Annotated in this window: 13 protein-coding genes; 7 read left to right on the top strand and 6 right to left on the bottom strand. The window is 65.1% G+C overall.

Translation table 11 applies throughout. From position 1 onward, the window contains the following. The first annotated feature begins 558 nt into the window (after nucleotides 1–558). Nucleotides 559–3,429, top strand: a complete 2,871-nt coding sequence (locus tag RH90_RS18210) for a TonB-dependent receptor domain-containing protein (RefSeq protein ID WP_010187797.1) — start codon at nucleotides 559–561, stop codon at nucleotides 3,427–3,429. A gap of 131 nt (nucleotides 3,430–3,560) precedes the next feature. Here the strand turns inward: RH90_RS18210 and RH90_RS18205 are convergent, their stop codons facing one another. The 3 genes from RH90_RS18205 to RH90_RS18195 are packed head-to-tail and all read right to left on the bottom strand — an operon-like array spanning nucleotide 3,561 to nucleotide 5,791. Beyond that, nucleotides 3,561–4,307, bottom strand: a complete 747-nt coding sequence (locus RH90_RS18205) for an SDR family oxidoreductase (protein WP_010187796.1) — start codon at nucleotides 4,305–4,307, stop codon at nucleotides 3,561–3,563. A gap of 60 nt (nucleotides 4,308–4,367) precedes the next feature. Further along, entirely contained in the window at nucleotides 4,368–4,706 is a 339-nt protein-coding gene (locus tag RH90_RS18200) for a DoxX family protein (RefSeq protein ID WP_010187795.1), read from the bottom strand. A gap of 53 nt (nucleotides 4,707–4,759) precedes the next feature. Continuing rightward, nucleotides 4,760–5,791 (bottom strand): SDR family NAD(P)-dependent oxidoreductase, encoded by a 1,032-nt coding sequence (locus tag RH90_RS18195; protein ID WP_010187794.1) that lies wholly within the window; start codon nucleotides 5,789–5,791, stop codon nucleotides 4,760–4,762. A gap of 117 nt (nucleotides 5,792–5,908) precedes the next feature. On the opposite strand from RH90_RS18195, the gene RH90_RS18190 reads away from it, so the two are divergent. Then, nucleotides 5,909–6,517 carry a TetR/AcrR family transcriptional regulator gene (locus RH90_RS18190; protein WP_010187792.1) on the top strand — a complete coding sequence of 203 codons (609 nt, stop codon included), beginning with the start codon at nucleotides 5,909–5,911 and terminating at the stop codon, nucleotides 6,515–6,517. Nucleotides 6,518–6,819: 302 nt separating this feature from the next. Here RH90_RS18190 and RH90_RS18185 read toward each other — a convergent pair whose 3' ends face one another. The 3 genes from RH90_RS18185 to RH90_RS18175 form a co-directional block, all read right to left on the bottom strand. Further along, nucleotides 6,820–8,625, bottom strand: coding sequence for an AMP-dependent synthetase/ligase (locus RH90_RS18185; RefSeq protein WP_010187787.1), 1,806 nt, complete (start codon nucleotides 8,623–8,625; stop codon nucleotides 6,820–6,822). Between the two features lie 51 nt (nucleotides 8,626–8,676). Next, nucleotides 8,677–10,425, bottom strand: coding sequence for a gamma-glutamyltransferase (gene ggt, locus RH90_RS18180; RefSeq protein WP_010187786.1), 1,749 nt, complete (start codon nucleotides 10,423–10,425; stop codon nucleotides 8,677–8,679). A gap of 77 nt (nucleotides 10,426–10,502) precedes the next feature. Then, nucleotides 10,503–11,549, bottom strand: a complete 1,047-nt coding sequence (locus RH90_RS18175) for a quinone-dependent dihydroorotate dehydrogenase (protein ID WP_010187785.1) — start codon at nucleotides 11,547–11,549, stop codon at nucleotides 10,503–10,505. Between the two features lie 261 nt (nucleotides 11,550–11,810). On the opposite strand from RH90_RS18175, the gene RH90_RS18170 reads away from it, so the two are divergent. The 5 genes from RH90_RS18170 to sufC all read left to right on the top strand — a co-directional run bounded on the left by RH90_RS18170 (nucleotide 11,811) and on the right by sufC (nucleotide 15,958). Beyond that, entirely contained in the window at nucleotides 11,811–12,680 is an 870-nt protein-coding gene (locus RH90_RS18170; protein WP_010187784.1) for a helix-turn-helix domain-containing protein, read from the top strand. An 86-nt stretch (nucleotides 12,681–12,766) separates the two neighbouring features. Beyond that, entirely contained in the window at nucleotides 12,767–13,180 is a 414-nt protein-coding gene (locus tag RH90_RS18165; RefSeq protein ID WP_010187783.1) for an SUF system Fe-S cluster assembly regulator, read from the top strand. Nucleotides 13,181–13,343: 163 nt separating this feature from the next. Continuing rightward, nucleotides 13,344–14,828: a Fe-S cluster assembly protein SufB gene (sufB, locus tag RH90_RS18160; RefSeq protein WP_010187775.1), complete on the top strand. Its 1,485-nt coding sequence runs from the start codon at nucleotides 13,344–13,346 to the stop codon at nucleotides 14,826–14,828. Between the two features lie 31 nt (nucleotides 14,829–14,859). Continuing rightward, on the top strand, nucleotides 14,860–15,213 hold the full coding sequence (locus tag RH90_RS18155; RefSeq protein WP_010187773.1) for a hypothetical protein: 354 nt from the start codon (nucleotides 14,860–14,862) through the stop codon (nucleotides 15,211–15,213). A gap of 1 nt (nucleotide 15,214) precedes the next feature. Further along, complete coding sequence (gene sufC, locus RH90_RS18150; RefSeq protein WP_010187770.1) at nucleotides 15,215–15,958, top strand: Fe-S cluster assembly ATPase SufC; 744 nt, start codon at nucleotides 15,215–15,217, stop codon at nucleotides 15,956–15,958. Nucleotides 15,959–16,017 lie beyond the last annotated feature (59 nt).

The raw sequence follows: 16,017 nt of genomic DNA, 5'->3' as shown, positions 1-16,017 counted from the left end.
CGATGCCGCCACGGCGTACGGTACCGACAGCCGAGGCCGGTGGTCGACCGCTATCATAGGCAGCGACCGTGCCGCTTTGGCCGCGTCTGCGCGATCTCTGGTCCGACCAATCGAAGTTGATACGTTGATGAGCGAATGGCCGCACTTGAGATGGGCTGAAAGGCTCTGAACCAAAGCCAGTCTTTCACTGGCCATTTTCCCAATATGATCCGAGCGCCCGAAAGCCGACGTTCGTTGACGCCCGTGACCTTCTACGTCCGGCTCAGTTCGCCATAGTTACTATCGGACGCAAATCGCGCGCCTGATCATTTGCCATTGTAACGTCGTGCCGATGCGATAGCTCTGATGACCGGCAATAGGCTCCATGATGACCGACCGTGCACGCCTAGTTTTTGCGCTGCTTCGACGTCAGCTTCACCGTTTTGCAATGCGATAGTCTTGTTGCGCTACGGCAACAGTTCGTAACATTTCGCGACGAGCAACGCCGCCCAGCGGCATTTCGGCATTGCCAGTTTCAACCGGTAGGATCACTTTTGATGAGCTTCCAGGGGGAATAAAATGACTTTCAAAGCGATACTGCATTGCGGCGTGGTGCTATCCGCGCTGTTGTTCGAGCCTACTTTGGCTCACGCGCAAGTCCTCCCGGCGGATCCCACGCCGAAGCAAGACGCCAGCTCGGAAGATATCGTCGTCACGGGGTCGCGCATCCGTCGCGATCCGCTCAACGACGAAAGCCCAGTAGTGCGCATCGACCAATCGTCCGTCGCAAAGACGGGCCTGTCGTCGATCGCCGACGTGCTCCAGCGGATCCCCAGCGCGAGCGGCGGTTTGAACAGCAAGGTCAACAACAGCGGCAATCTCGGCAACCCGCCCGACGGCGGCGGCGTGGGGGCGGGCTCGGCCGAAATCGACCTGCGCTACCTCAGTTCGAAACGCACCTTGGTGCTGGTCGACGGGATCCGGTATGTGCCGGGCACGAGCGGCAGCGGCATCCCCGCTACGGTCGACCTCAACACCATCCCCGCCAACATGATCGACCGGGTCGAGGTTCTCCAGTCGGGCGCGTCGTCGCTCTACGGGTCGGACGCGATCGCTGGCGTGGTCAACGTCATCACCGTTGCACAGCAGGTCGGGCTGCGAGCTTCCGCGCAGTTCGGGACGTTCCGCCAGGGCGATGGCCACACGCAGGATTACGCGCTCAGCTACGGCATTAAGGGGCCGACCACGAATTTCGTGTTTGGCGGAACCTATGTGAAGCAGGAAGCGGTGCGCTCGAGCAATCGATCGATCTCGCTGTTCCCGAACCCTGGGCAGACCGCCTGTACCGATCCGGTCGGCGGGTGCAGCAGCGCGGCGGTGAACGGGCGCTTCGATACCCGTACCAACGCAGGCCCGATTCCGGGTCTGGCGTTCGGAAACTTCACGATTGCAAATCCGCCCAACAACAACCCCACCCTTGCCAGTCTGCGGACGTTCACCGCCGCCGATCGCTTCAACTTCGCGCCGTATAACTACATCCTGACGCCGTCGGAGCGGTATGGTGCGTGGTTCAGCTTCAAACAGGCGTTCAGCCCGAGCGTGAACCTGCGCGTAAAGGCCGCGTACAACCGTCGCAATTCGGAGAACCAGGCGGCGTTCGAGCCGCTGTTCATCGGCCCCGACGCAGGGAACGGCGCGGGCAGCGTGTTCGACACGCTGTCGGTCGACGCGAGCAACCCGTACAATCCATTCGGGGTGACGCTGCAGGGATCGGGCCCCAACAAGAATTACAGCTTCATCGCCCGCCGCGTCGTCGAGGCCGGTCAGCGCACCTTCGACCAGCGCGTTGACACGTTCACCGGCTCGGCCACGCTCGACGGCTCGTTCACGGTCGGCGAACACAAATGGTATTGGGACGCCACTGCGGCCTTCGGTGTGAACGACGCGCACCAGAGCTTCACCGGCAACCTTCGTGCGGACCGCGTCGCGCTCGCGCTCGGCCCGGTCGCGCAATGCACCGGCGCCTGCGTACCGCTCAACCTGTTCGGCGGCGCGGGATCGATCACGCCGGCGATGCTCAACTACATCGGGTTCACCGAGCGCGATAAGAGCAACCAGCAACTCTACGATTACACCGCCAACCTGAGCGGCGACATTTTCGACTTGCCCGCTGGCCCGATCGGCTTCGCGGTCGGTTATGAGCATCGTATCCAGATCGGCAGCTTCGATCCCGATCCGATCATCGCCGCCGGGCTCGGCGCGGACATCCCGTCGAAGCCCGCTTCAGGCCGCTATTATTCCAATGAAGTCTACGGCGAGCTTCGCATCCCGCTGCTGAAGGATCGGCCATTCTTCAATTCGCTGGAAGTGAACGGGTCGGTCCGCCATGCCGATTATTCGATCAGCGGCGGCAGCACGACCTACACCGCGATCGGCCTGTGGAAGCCCGTCGAGGATCTGCTGTTGCGTGGCTCCTACGCGACCGGCTTCCGCGCGCCGAGCCTTGGCGAGCTGTTCGGCGATCGCTCGCGGTTCGATCTCCCCGCAAACGACCCCTGCACCAGCGCGGCAGGTGGCCTGTTCCAGAGCAATGCGACGGTCCGCGCCAATTGCATCGCCAATGGCGTGCCGGCGAATGGGAGCTACGCCGAGGACCAGGGCGGGCAGCTACCGGTGCTGACCAAGGGCAATCGCAAGCTGAAGCCGGAAAGATCACGCAGCCTCTTGTTTGGCGCCGTCTATTCGCCGGCATGGGCACGGACGAGCGGCTTCTCCCGCGCGCTCAGCCTTGAGGTCAACTATTACGACATCGAGGTCACCAACGCGATCGCCGCCCTCGACGCCAACGTGAAGCTCAACAATTGCGCGCTGCTCGGTGATCCGACCGCCTGTTCGCAGGTCATTCGTACCGGCAACGGCCTCATCAACGAAATCGACGCGACGCTCGACAATCTGGACGGGATCAAGACACGCGGGATCGACGCGACCTTCCGCTACCGCTCGCCGGAAACAGGCTTCGGCGTATTCGGCCTGTCGGCCAATGCAACCTGGCTGTTGAAGTACACGCTGACCGCGTCGAACGGCGCTGTCGTGATCGAGCGGGTTGGCACCGAGCGCGGCAGCCCCGATCAGGCTTTCCCGAAGTTCAAGGGCAACAGCACGATCGATTGGTCGATTGGCGGTTTCGCAGCGTCCTTCACCGGCCGCTATATCAGCGGCGTGACCGAGAATGCGGGCGCGAACCGGCTTGGCAGCCGCTTCTACGGCGACGTCCAGTTCGCCTTCTCGCCGTCCTGGATGGAACGGCGCACTTCGCTGACCGTCGGCGTGAACAATCTGTTCAACCAAGATCCGCCGGCCTGCAGCAGTTGCAGCCTGAACAATTTTGACCCGACGACCTATGACGTGCCCGGACAGTTCGGCTACGTTCGTCTCAGCTACAAGATGTAACCTCCCGCGCAGGACCGATACGTGAAAGGGCGGCGAAGCCCCACCGGCTAAGGTTGCGAATGGTTCGCCGTGGACGCGATCACGGGCCGGGGAAGCGGCGGCGAGGGTGGCCCCACGCCGCCGAATCGATCTCAGAGCTGGGACCAGCCACCGTCGACCGGAATCTCGAGGCCGGTCGTGAAGGTCGCGTCGAACGCGAGGAAGAGGACGGCCTTCGCGATCTCCTCCGACGTGCCGAAGCGCTTCATGGGAATCATGGTGAGCGTGTGCTCCTTGACATGCGTGCGCATCTCGTCGGTCGGGAACACTTTGTCGAGGATGCCCGTGTCGATCGGGCCGGGCGACACCGCGTTGACGCGGATTTCTTGCGGCAACAGCTCGGTCGCGAGGACGCGCGCGAAGGACCGCAGCGCAGCCTTGGCGGCTCCATACGTAGCCTGCCCCGGCAGACCCTTGACGTTGGCGATCGACGTCGTGAGGACGACTGCGCCGCCCCGATTGATCAGCGGCGAGAGCTTCTGGACCGCAAAGAACGGGCCCTTGGCGTTCAGGTTGAACATCTCGTCATAGATCTCCTCCGTCACGTTCGCGAGCGGCGTCGGGATGCTGAAGCCGGCGTTGACGAACAGCAGGTCGATCGTGGCGAACTCGGTCTTCACCTGAGCGGCGAGAGCATCGATGTCGGTCAACGACCGAGCATCGCTCGAAACCACGATGGCGTCCGCCCCAAGCGCTTGCTTCGCGGAGTCCAGACCGGCCTGCGAGCGACCCGTCACCAGAACGCGAGCGCCGCCCTCGATCAGCATCTTTGCCGTTGCGAGCCCCATGCCGCTGGTGCCGCCGATGATCACAACCTTTTTGTCTTGGTACCGTTTCATGTAGAAATTCCCTCGCAAGGTTAGGATTGCGTTGCTAATTTTTGACGGTTTTGGGTGATATTATGCGCGATGTTGGATCACGATCGCCGCCACCAAAGCTGCCATCAGGACCGCAGCGCCCGGCAGGTGGCCCCAGTCGCGGCTGCGGATCAGGGTCGCGATGGCGACCAGCATGAAAATGGTGCTCCCGATGGCTCCGACTCGCGCCGTCACCGGAACGATGAGAAGGACGCCGAGCATCACGCCCAGACTTCCCGCGACGCGGTGAAAGCCGGCCGGATAGCCCCACAGCGCGAAATTCTTCAGCGCCAGGGGAGGGCCGGCGAAGTTGGCCGCGCCAGTCCCGATCATCACGACGCCCAATGCGACCGGAAGCCAGGCGACGATGAGTTTGATCATAGCTATGATATGGTCCTCGCACCGTTGCCGAGCGGCTCGCGGCGTTGTGGCGGTTAGCCTCGCGGGCGCGGACTCGCGTTGGCGGCCAGCGCGCCGCGGCCGGCGCTCGTTCCGGACACCGCTCGCAACCATTCCGGGTGCGACAAATCGACGCCCGTGACATTGACGACGGCTTGCCAGGCGGCTTCCTGACTGGCGCCATCGAGGAGGTGTGGTTGAAGCTGCACTTCCATCGGGCCCGAAAACTTCCCCATGGCCGACGCGAAGAATTGCCCCGAAACGTCGGTGCCGAACGCCGACGCCTGGATATAGCGGCTGGCCGCGACTTCCGGCGCCTGATTCATGCCGGGAATGAGGTTCACGATCGGAATCATCAGATACTTCAACAATGGGCCAGCGTTTCGCGCGACATTGGTGGCGTTCGACGCACCGGGCGAGACAGCGTAGACGGCCATGCCGGCGGGGAGCCGGCGCGCCAGCGCCGCGGCCCACCACGCGATCATGAGCTTCGCATCGGCATACGCCGTGTTGGGAGAGTATTTCACCTCTGGTCCGCTGCGGATCAGGGCTTCGGCCGCCGCGGTATAGTCGCCCGCATAATCTTTTGCCGCGAACGCCGGCAGGTCGGTATATTTGAACATCGGGACACCCCCGCGGGCGGGCTCCGCGCTGGTGATGACGATCCGCGCGTCGGGGCTCAGCAAATTGGCATTGAGCAAGCCGACGGCCAGTTCATGATGGCCGACCAGCGGGGCTTGAGAAGCCTCGACCCCCTCCGCAGTGATCACGCGCTGCTTGGTCGGGACCAATCCGGCATTGAGCAGCAGAAAATCGATCGGCCGACCGCGTTTGACGAGCTCGGCGATCACCGACTTGACGGTGGCGGCCTTGTTCAGATCAAGCGCCAGCGGCGTGAACACCCGCTTTTTGGTCTCCGACGCGAGCTGAGCAGCCGTTTCCTGGGTCGTGGACAGGCTGCGCCCCGTCACGATGACCTCCTGCCAACCCCCGTCCGCGAGCAAGCGGGCGGCCGCATAGCCGAGCCCGGACGTGGCGCCGGTGACGAGAGCGATTGACTGTCTCATATTTGATTCCACGCTCAGAGAAGGTCGGGTCAGAAGCCCGGGGGGACAGCTTGCTAATTCTGGACTACTTCCGTATATATTGGTGGCGATTGACGCGGTCAAGGATTTTTGGACTAGATGCTGACAAATTCGAGCAGGCCGCGAGGGCGCCCGCGAAATTTCGACGAGAGCGAAGCGCTGCAAAAGGCGACGCAGATTTTCTGGTCGAAAAGCTATGACGGTGTAGCGATCGACGATCTCATCGCGGGCATGGGCGTGGGACGGCAAAGCCTGTATTCGGTCTTCGGGGACAAGCGGACGCTGTTCCTGCGCGTCCTCCGCGCCTATGCCGAGCGCAAGGGCGCGGGTGCCGCAAAGGCGCTCTTCTCGCCGCCCGCGCTTCGCGATGCCATCGCTGGCTTCCTGCGGCATGCCGTCGAAATTGCGACCGAGGAAGGGGCCGTCCCGGGATGCCTGATGGTGTGCGTAGCGCCGCTCGTCGATGACGCGGAAGTCCGGCAGTTCCTGAAGGACGCCGCGGCTGGCGGCCTCGCGCTCGTGGAACGCCGTTTTTGCGACGGGATCAGCGCGGGAGAAATCCCGGCTGACTTTCCTGTCACCACGCGCGCGCGCCAGGTCCTCGACCTTGCGCGCGGTCTGACGATGCATGCGCAGATCGGCGCGCCGCGTAACACGCTTCTGAAGGACGCTAGGGAAGCGGCGGACTTGCTGCTTTTGCAGCCGTAGAGTGTGGGGACGGAAGTCTGACGCTGCTTAGTGTAAGCATCGACGCGACCATCAGGAGAGTCGGCGGCGCCGCATGACCTCGACGAAATTGCCCAACATCGCCTCTGCTGAGCGATGATTTCCATGGTCGTGCGTGGATCTCTCGGTCGCTCTGCGCGACGGCGCGCATGGTGGAAGGCTTTTGGTCGGTTGGACTGAACCTGGCGGCCTATCCGTGACGCACCGAGCCACGTCGGATGCGAAGCGAAAGACGATCGGGGGGGTATCTGGTGCCCGCGTCGCCGCGCACCTGAACCGATACCTCACCCCTTGTACAACGCCTCCAGCCGCGCCCCGTACACCGCCTTCAACACGTGCCGTCGGATCTTCAAGCTCGGCGTCAGCTGCTCGTTCTCGATTGCGAACGGCGCATCCGCGAGCACGAAGCGGCGGATCCGCTCGGTCACCGCGAGCTCCTTGTTCACGCGCTCGACCGCATTCCCCAAAGCGGCGCGATATTCGCTATTCTCGGCAAGCCGCGCGAAGTTGCAGGCGTCGCCTTCGCGCGCGCACCATTGCTGGGTCCATTCGGCGTCGGGGACGATGACCGCGACCATGTACGGCCGCCGGTCGCCGAACAGCATCGCCTGTGCGATCTCGGGCTGGAGCGTCAGCATCCCCTCGACCTTTTGCGGCGCGACGTTCTCGCCCTTGTCGTTGACGATGATGTCCTTCTTGCGGTCGGTGATCCGGATCCGGCCCTGCGCGTCGATCACGCCGATGTCGCCGGTGTGGAGCCAGCCGTTCTGCAGCACGCGCGCGGTCTCGGCGGGGTTGCGCCAATAGCCGTGCATGACGAGCTCGCCGCGCACCAGGATCTCGCCGTCGTCGGCGATGCGCACCTCGGTGTCGGGCAGCGGCGGACCGACCGTGTCCATCTTGAGCCCGGCCTTGGGGCGGTTGCACGAGATGACCGGCGCGGTCTCGGTCTGGCCATAGCCTTGCAACACGGTGATTCCGACCGCCTCGAAGAAGGTGCCGACCTCGGGCGTCAGCGGCGCGCCGCCCGACACCAACGCCTTGATCCGCCCGCCGAAGCGCTGCTGGATCTTGGGGCGCAGCGTCGCGCCGAGCAGCCAGTCCATCGGCTTGTCGAGCATGCCCGCCTTGCCCGCGGCCTTCTTGCCGCCGAGCGCCTGCGCGCGGGCGAGCAGATAGGACGAAAGCTTGCCCTGCTTCTCGACCGCCTTCGAGATGCGCGTGCGGAGCAGCTCGAACAGCCGCGGCACGACGATCATCATCGTCGGGCGGACCTCCTCGATATTGGCGGCGAGCTTGTCGAGGCCTTCGCTGTAATAGATCTGCGCGCCGAGCCCGATCGGGAAATATTGTCCGCCGGTATGTTCGTACGCATGGCTGAGCGGGAGGAACGACAGGAAGATCTCGTCGTCCCAGCCGAAATCCTCCGAGATGATCGTGCAGCAACCCTGAACGTTGTGGAGGATCGCGCCATGATGCTGCATCACGCCGCGTGGGCTGCCGCCGGTGCCGCTGGTGTAGATCAGGCAGGCGGTGTCGTCGCGCGTCGCTGTCGCAGCGATGCTCGACGGGTCGGCGGCATGGGTGGCGAGCAAGGCGTCCCACTGGTAAAATTCGAGCGCGCCCGCCTGGTTGGCGCGCAGGTCCTCGATGCCGATCACGATCTGCGCGGTGCTCGCGCGGATCGCGGCGGGGAGCAGCGTCCGGGCGAGCTTGGCGGTCGAGACGATCACCGCCTTGGCGCCCGAATTCTCGAGGATATGGATATGGTCGCGTTCGGTGTTGGTGGTGTAGGTCGGCACGGTGATGCACCCCGCCGCCATGATCGCGAGATCGGCGATGCAGAATTCGGGGCGATTCTCGCTGACGAGCATCACGCGGTCGCCGGGCGCGAGGCCGATCGCCTTCAGCGCGGCGGCGATGCTCGCGACCTGGCGCGCGGTTTCGCTCCAACTGCGCGAGACCCAGCGGCCGCCGGCCCCCGGGGCAGATTTGTGCCAGAGGAAGGGCGCGTCACCCTTCTCGGCGGCGCGCGCGAGGAACATCGCGACGAGGTTGGGGAAATGTTCGAGGCGGCGGACGTCTGACATACTCACTCTCCCGGGGAGGGCGCGCCGTGTTCGGCTGCGGGGGGTAACGCTTTATTCGGCGGGGCGGGGCAGCGCGCCCGCGCGGACGATCTGCGTGGTCTGGCCGTCCTCGCGCACTGCGACGCCTTCGCTGCGCGGATCGGCGGCGCCGACCCAGGCGTCGCCGACGCGCTCGATCGCATTGGCTTTTAGACCCAATGGCGCGATCTGGATATGCTCGCCGAGCGCCTCGAGCGCGGGGACCATCGCATCGAGCTGGGTGCCCTTCTCGGCGGCGGCGTCGAGCTTGGGCGCGTAAAGCAGGCCCAGCGCGATCGCATCCTGCGCGCTGAGCTTCCAGTCGAGCACGGCGACCAGCGCCTTCGCCACCTGCGCGATGATCGTCGATCCGCCCGCCGCGCCGAGCGCGATGCGGACCTTGCCGTCGGGGCCATAGACGATCGTCGGCGCCATCGAGCTGCGCGGACGCTTGCCGCCCTGGACGCGGTTCGCGACGAGATAGCCGTCCTTGGCGGGGATGAAGTCGAAATCGGTGAGCTCGTTGTTGAGCATCACGCCATCGACCGAGAGCCCTGAGCCGAAATAGCTTTCGATCGTGGTGGTCACCTCGGCGACGTTGCCCTTCTTGTCGACCGCGACGAGGTCGCTCGTGCCGGGAACGTCGGCATTGGGGGCGAGCGTGCGCTTAGGTGCGCCGGGCGGGGTGCCGGCGGTAATGCTCGCCATGCTGTGCTCGGGCGAGATCAGCGCCGAGCGTTTGGCCAGATAGGCGGGATCGAGCAGGCCCTTGATCGGGATGCTGACAAGGTCGGGATCGCCGAGATAGAGGTCGCGGTCGGCATAAGCGAGGCGTTCGGATTCGGCGAAGAGATGCCAGGCGACGGGCGAGTCCTTGCCGAGCCCGGCCATGTCGAAGCGCTCGAGCTGCTTGAGGATCATCTGCACCGCGATCCCGCCCGACGAGGGCGGACCCATGCTGCAGACCTTGTAGATGCGATATTTCGTGCAGACTGGCGGGCGTTCCTTGGCGCGGTAACCGGAAAGATCGGCGAGCGTCATCTTCGACGGGTTCTGCGCCGCGGTGTTGACCGCGGTGACGATCTTCTGCGCGACCGCGCCTTTGTAGAAATAGTCGGGGCCGTTCTTTGCGATCGCGCCGAACAATTCGGCCTGCGCCGGGTTCTTGAGCAGCGTGCCGACCGGCAGCGGTTTCCCATCCGCGTCGAGGAACAGCGCGCGGGCTGCGGGGTCGATGTGGCGGCCGAAATTGGTGAGCCCGTTGTGCAGTCGCGGGCTGACGGCGAAACCGTCCTGCGCGAGCTTGATCGCGGGGCCGAACAGCGTCGCCCAAGGCAGCTTGCCGAAGCGCTGATGCGCCAGCGCCATCATCCGGAGGTTGCCCGGCACGCCGACGCTGCGCCCGCCGGGGATCGCCGCGAAGACCGGGAGCGGCTTGCCGTCGGCGCCGTAGAACCATTTCGCGTCGGCTGCGGCCGGCGCCGCCTCGCGCCCGTCGAAGCCGGCGAGCGCGTTGGTCGCCGCGTCGTGATGGAGCATGAAGCTGCCCCCGCCGATCCCGCTATTCTGCGGCTCGACGACGTTGAGCACGAGCATCGTCGCGATCGCCGCGTCGGTCGCGCTGCCGCCTTTGCGCAGGATTTCGGCGCCTGCCGCCGCGGCACGCGGGTCGGCTGCGCTGACCATGCCAAGCGCGGCCGGCTGGGTGGGGGCTGCGCGTCCGGCATCCGCGGTGGCGGGCGCGATCAGCAGTAGCAGCGAAGCAACAAGCGGTCTGGTCATGATTCGACCGTAGCGCGCTGCGCCGCACAGGCAAGAACGCGATCGGCGCGCGCGCCGTCTTCGCGCGAAGCCGGCGTTCAGCCGACGTGCGTGCCGACCGCGTCGGCGACGGTCGCGAAGCCGTCGCGGGCGAGCCGCTTCGCCAGGCCCCGCAGGATGCGCTGCGCGAGGCCGGGGCCGTGATAGACCAAAGCCGTATACAGCTGGACGAGGCTCGCCCCGGCGCGGATGCGGGCATAGGCTTCGTCGGCGCTGTCGATCCCGCCGGCCGAGATCAGCGGCATAGCGCCGCCGGTCGCGCCGCGGAAATCCGCGAGCCGCTGGCGCGCGAGGCCCGCCAGCGGCGCGCCCGACAGGCCGCCCGTTTCGCCCGCGTGCGCCGAGCGCAGCGCTGGGCGCGAGATCGTCGTGTTGCTGACGATCAGCGCATCGACGTGGTGCGCGGCAGCGGCGCGCGCGATGAAGTCGATCGCCGACGGATCCAGATCGGGTGCGACTTTGAGGAACAGCCGCGGCCGCTCGATCGGCGCGCGGCGTGCCTCGTCGGCGGCGGCGAGCACGTCGAGCAACTCGTTGCCGTGCTGCAGGTCGCGCAGGCCCGGCGTGTTGGGCGAGCTGATGTTGACGGTGACGTAATCCGCGACGCGCGCCGCGGCGGCCACGCCATGCGCATAATCGGCGACGCGGTCGGGCGCGTCCTTGTTGGCGCCGACGTTGACGCCGAGCACGCCGCGCCGCTTCGCCGCTACCGCGCGCGGCAAGGCGGCGGCGATGCCGCCATTGTTGAACCCCATGCGGTTGATCACCGCTTGGTCTTCGACCAGCCGGAACAGCCGCGGCTTAGGATTGCCCGCCTGCGGCAGCGGGGTCAGCGTGCCGATCTCGACGCTGCCGAAGCCGAGCGCGAAGAAGCCGTCGATCGCGCTGCCATTCTTGTCGACCCCCGCGGCAAGGCCGAGCGGGTTGGCGAAGTCGAGTCCGGCCACCGTCGTGCGCAAACGTGCCGGACCCTGGTCCAATCCGACGCCGGCGCGACTCGCCGTGGCCAGAAGCTTGAGCGTCATCTCATGCGCGCGTTCGGCATCGAGCGCGAAGAGCGCGGGGCGGAGCAGGGGAAACAGCATGGCCGCGTGATGGCAGCGCAGCGCGCGTGCGTCAAAGCCGGAACGACCGCCGGCCTCCTCGCGACATGCCAGATGCGGCGGTACGCAGGCTGGCGAGTCTATCCAATACAGATCGCGCCAGATCGTCGTAAGAGGAAGTGCGACCCGGGAAGCATCAAATTGGCGCTTCCTTCCTTGGGCTGGCCGGTTCGCCGTCCAGCCCACTTTTCTTTATGGGACGAACGCGATACGCTCGCCATCAAGTAAAGGGGGCGCGCGATCGTGGGGGACATTCGGCTGGACTATGCCGTGCCGATAGCGGATCTCGCCGACTATATTACTCTATTCTACGACTTTTACGCCGATGTCGCGGTGTTCGACGATGTCGAGCGGGCCGATAATGCGCAGATCCGCTTCCGGCTCCTGCCCGGTCGCGCGCAGTATCGCTTTCCCGATGGCACCGCGCAGGATTCGCCCGATTTCCATGTGATCGGGCCGACGAGTGGCGCGGTCCATGTCCATGCCGAGGGGCCGATCGCGGTGTTCGGCATGGGCCTCACGCCGGTCGGCTGGGCGGCGATGATCGGCACCGATGCCTCGACCCTGCTCAACCGCGTGATCGACGCGACCAGCCTGTTCGGCGCGGGACGGTTGCAAGTCGCCGCCGCAGCGTTGCGCAAGGCGCAGGGGATCACCGCGCGCGCGGCCGTCGGCGAAGGGCTGGTCCGCGACCTGGTGCGCAGCGCCGAAAGCCAATGCACCAACGGCGCAATGGGGTTCGTGCGCGCGGTCGACGCATGGCTCGCCGCGAGTCCTTCGCCCGACATGGAGGATCTGCTCGCCACGACCGGCCTGTCGCGCCGTCAGGTCGAGCGCAAATGCAACGCGCTCTACGGCGCCCCGCCCAAATTGCTCGCGCGCAAATATCGCGCGCTGCGCGCTGCGGTCGCTTTGGTCGCGGCCGAGGAAAGCGTCGGCGATGCGGTCGATCGCGGCTTTTACGATCAATCGCACATGATCCGCGAGATCAAGCAGTTCACTGGCCTGACCCCGGGGCAGATCCGTGCCAATCCGGGTATCCTGCCGCAATTGACGATCACGCACCGCACTGCACTCGACGGGATCGTCAGCCCGCTGATCAGCCGGACGTAAACGCGCGCCGCTCGGGCGATCCGGGGTTGACCCGGGCCGTCCGTACGCCCATTTGCAATCCGATCGAATTGATCTGATTGGAGCCGATGCGTCTTTCCAGCCTTGCCGACTATGCCGTCGTGATGATGTCCGCCGCCGCGCGGCATTGCGGCAGCGTGGGCCGGCTCAACGCGACGATGCTCGCCGAGGAGACGGGACTGCCGCTGCCGACGGTGCAGAAGCTCGTCAGCCGGCTGTCGGCGGGTGGGCTGATCGAGAGCACGCGCGGGACGGGCGGCGGTTTCCGCCTGTCGCGGCCGGCGGCGGCGATCAGCCTCGCCGACATCATCGAGGCGATCGAGGGACCGATCGCGCTGACCACCTGCGTCGATGAGGCGCGGCATGACTGCGCGCTCGAGGGCGATTGCCGGGTCAAGCCGCATTGGAACGTCGTCAACGGCGCGGTCCGCGGCGCGCTCGACGGCGTCTCGCTGGCGAGCCTGTCGAGGATCCCGGCATGACGAATCAAAGGCGCGCAGCGCCTTACCCGCTTCTTCTCCGCGTCTCCCCGTCTCCGCGTGAACACAAAATTGGATTCACGCGGAGACGCGGAGACTCGGAGACTTTTGAGAGCCGCTTTGCGGCTGAGAATTTAGACAGCCGCATCGCGGCGGAGACGATCTGATGGCCACCAAGAACGCCGAAGCCTATGAAGCCGTCAGCAAGACGTACGAATGGGGTTTCCATTCGGACATCGAGCAGGACTTCGCCCCCAAGGGGCTGAGCGAGGACACCGTTCGCTTCATCTCAGCCAAGAAGGGCGAGCCGCAGTGGATGCTTGACTGGCGCTTGAAGGCGTTTCGCCTGTGGTTGACGATGGAGGCGCCCGACTGGGCCAAGCTCCAGATGGACCCGATCGACTATCAGGACGCCTATTATTACGCCGAGCCCAAGGTGAAGCCAAAGCTCGGCTCGCTCGACGAGGTCGATCCCGAGATCCTGCGCGTCTATGAGAAGCTCGGCATCCCGATCGAGGAGCAGAAGATGCTCGCCGGGGTCGAGGAACTCGATGCCGAGGGCCAGCCCAAGCGCCGCGTCGCGGTCGACGCCGTGTTCGACAGCGTCTCGGTCGCGACCACGTTCCGCAAGGAACTGGAGGCCGCGGGCGTGATCTTCCGGTCGATCTCCGAGGCGATCAAGGAATATCCCGATCTGGTGCGCAAATGGCTCGGCAAGGTCGTGCCGCAGCACGACAATTATTTCGCGACGCTCAACTGCGCGGTCTTCAGCGACGGGACCTTCGTCTACATTCCCGAGGGCGTGCGCTGCCCGATGGAGCTGTCGACCTATTTCCGCATCAATGCCGAGAATACTGGCCAGTTCGAACGCACGCTGATCGTCGCCGACAAGGGTTCGTACGTCTCGTATCTCGAGGGCTGCACCGCGCCGATGCGCGACGAGAACCAGCTGCATGCGGCGGTGGTCGAGCTCGTCGCGCTCGACGACGCCGAGATCAAATATTCGACCGTGCAGAACTGGTACCCCGGCGACGAGAACGGCAAGGGCGGGATCTACAATTTCGTCACCAAGCGCGCTTTGTGCCAGGGCAAGAATTCGAAGGTGTCGTGGACGCAGGTCGAGACCGGCAGCGCGATCACCTGGAAGTACCCGTCGTGCGTGCTCGCGGGCGAGAACAGCGTCGGCGAGTTCTATTCGGTCGCAGTGACCAACAATCGCCAGCAGGCCGATACCGGCACCAAGATGATCCATCTCGGCAAGGGCTCGCGCTCGACGATCGTGTCGAAGGGGATTTCGGCTGGACGTTCGGACAACACCTATCGCGGGCTGGTGCGCGTCGCGCCGACCGCGGAGGGCGTGCGCAACTTCACCCAGTGCGATTCGCTGCTGCTCGGCGACCAGTGCGGGGCGCATACCGTGCCGTATATCGAGGTGCGCAACCCGTCGGCGCAGATCGAGCATGAGGCGACGACCTCGAAGATCTCCGACGACCAGATGTTCTACGCGATGCAGCGCGGGCTCGATTCCGAGGCGGCGGTGGCGTTGATCGTCAACGGTTTCGCCAAGGAAGTGCTGCAGCAGTTGCCGATGGAGTTTGCGGTCGAGGCGCAGAAATTGCTGGGGATTTCTCTGGAGGGCAGCGTGGGGTAACCCCGGGTGTCGGTGGAGGGAGTTCAAGCTCATGTCGATGGCGCACGTTCTCAGGCTCAAGCCGGCTTTCACCGACGAACAGGCGATGGCGCTGGCTGGGCTGTTCGACGATGAGGTTGCTACGAAATCAGACCTCGAGCGGGTGAAGCTGGAACTAAGAGCCGACCTCGAGCGGGTGAAGCTGGAACTAAGAGCCGACCTTGAGAAGCTCCGGCTGGAGCTGAAATTCGGTGACGATACGCTACACGGCGACCTCGAGAAGCTGCGCATGGAAGTTCAGCGCGATCTGAAAGCAACCGAGGCAAGACTAGTGACCTGGGTGGTCGGACAAGGTGCGGCGACGATTGGCATCCTGTTCGCGCTGCTACATTTTTTTGGGAAATAACGTGCTGAAAATTACCGACCTCCACGCCGAAATCGACGGCAAGGAAATCCTCAAGGGCCTCTCGCTCAGCGTCAATGCGGGCGAGGTCCATGCGATCATGGGGCCGAACGGCGCGGGCAAGTCGACGCTCGGCTATGTGCTTGGCGGGCGGCCCGGTTACGAGGTCACCGCGGGCTCGGTCGAGTTCGCGGGGCAGGACCTGCTCGAGATGGCGCCGCACGAGCGCGCCGCTGCGGGCCTGTTCCTCGGCTTCCAATATCCGGTCGAGATTCCCGGCGTGTCGAACGTGCAGTTCCTGCGCGAGGCTTTGAACGCACAACGCCGCGGGCGCGACGAGAAGCCGCTGTCGGGCGCCGAGTTTTTGAAACTCGCGCGCGAGCAGGCCGCCGCGCTGTCGATGGATGCCGAGATGCTCAAGCGTCCGGTCAATGTCGGCTTTTCGGGCGGCGAGAAGAAGCGCAACGAGATGGTGCAGATGGGCATCGTCAACCCCAAGCTCGCGATCCTCGACGAGACCGACTCCGGGCTCGACATCGACGCGCTGCGGATCGTGGGGGACGGGATCAACCGGATCATGCGTGCGCCCGACAAGGCGGTGATCCTGATCACGCATTACGAGCGGCTGCTGAGCTATGTCGCGCCCGATTTCGTGCATGTGCTGTCGGCCGGGCGGATCATTCGTTCGGGCGGGCCGGAACTCGCGGCCGAGCTCGAGCGCGAAGGCTATGCGGGGGTACTGGCGTGAGCGGCCTTCTTAAAATCCTCCCTCGCGAAGCGGGGGAGGGGGACCGCCCGCTTCTTCAG

It is taken from the genome of Sphingomonas sp. PAMC 26605, from assembly GCF_000241485.1.
GTDB lineage: Bacteria > Pseudomonadota > Alphaproteobacteria > Sphingomonadales > Sphingomonadaceae > Sphingomonas.
This window is presented reverse-complemented; position numbering and strand designations above follow the sequence as displayed.

Bases quoted from the DNA above. Each gene is read 5' to 3' on its own strand.
- RH90_RS18210 (WP_010187797.1), top strand. From the start codon at position 559: ATGACTTTCAAAGCGATACTGCATTGCGGCGTGGTGCTATCCGCGCTG.
- RH90_RS18205 (WP_010187796.1), bottom strand. From the start codon at position 4,307: ATGAAACGGTACCAAGACAAAAAGGTTGTGATCATCGGCGGCACCAGC.
- RH90_RS18200 (WP_010187795.1), bottom strand. From the start codon at position 4,706: ATGATCAAACTCATCGTCGCCTGGCTTCCGGTCGCATTGGGCGTCGTG.
- RH90_RS18195 (WP_010187794.1), bottom strand. From the start codon at position 5,791: ATGAGACAGTCAATCGCTCTCGTCACCGGCGCCACGTCCGGGCTCGGC.
- RH90_RS18190 (WP_010187792.1), top strand. From the start codon at position 5,909: ATGCTGACAAATTCGAGCAGGCCGCGAGGGCGCCCGCGAAATTTCGAC.
- RH90_RS18185 (WP_010187787.1), bottom strand. From the start codon at position 8,625: ATGTCAGACGTCCGCCGCCTCGAACATTTCCCCAACCTCGTCGCGATG.
- ggt (WP_010187786.1), bottom strand. From the start codon at position 10,425: ATGACCAGACCGCTTGTTGCTTCGCTGCTACTGCTGATCGCGCCCGCC.
- RH90_RS18175 (WP_010187785.1), bottom strand. From the start codon at position 11,549: ATGCTGTTTCCCCTGCTCCGCCCCGCGCTCTTCGCGCTCGATGCCGAA.
- RH90_RS18165 (WP_010187783.1), top strand. From the start codon at position 12,767: ATGCGTCTTTCCAGCCTTGCCGACTATGCCGTCGTGATGATGTCCGCC.
- sufB (WP_010187775.1), top strand. From the start codon at position 13,344: ATGGCCACCAAGAACGCCGAAGCCTATGAAGCCGTCAGCAAGACGTAC.
- RH90_RS18155 (WP_010187773.1), top strand. From the start codon at position 14,860: ATGTCGATGGCGCACGTTCTCAGGCTCAAGCCGGCTTTCACCGACGAA.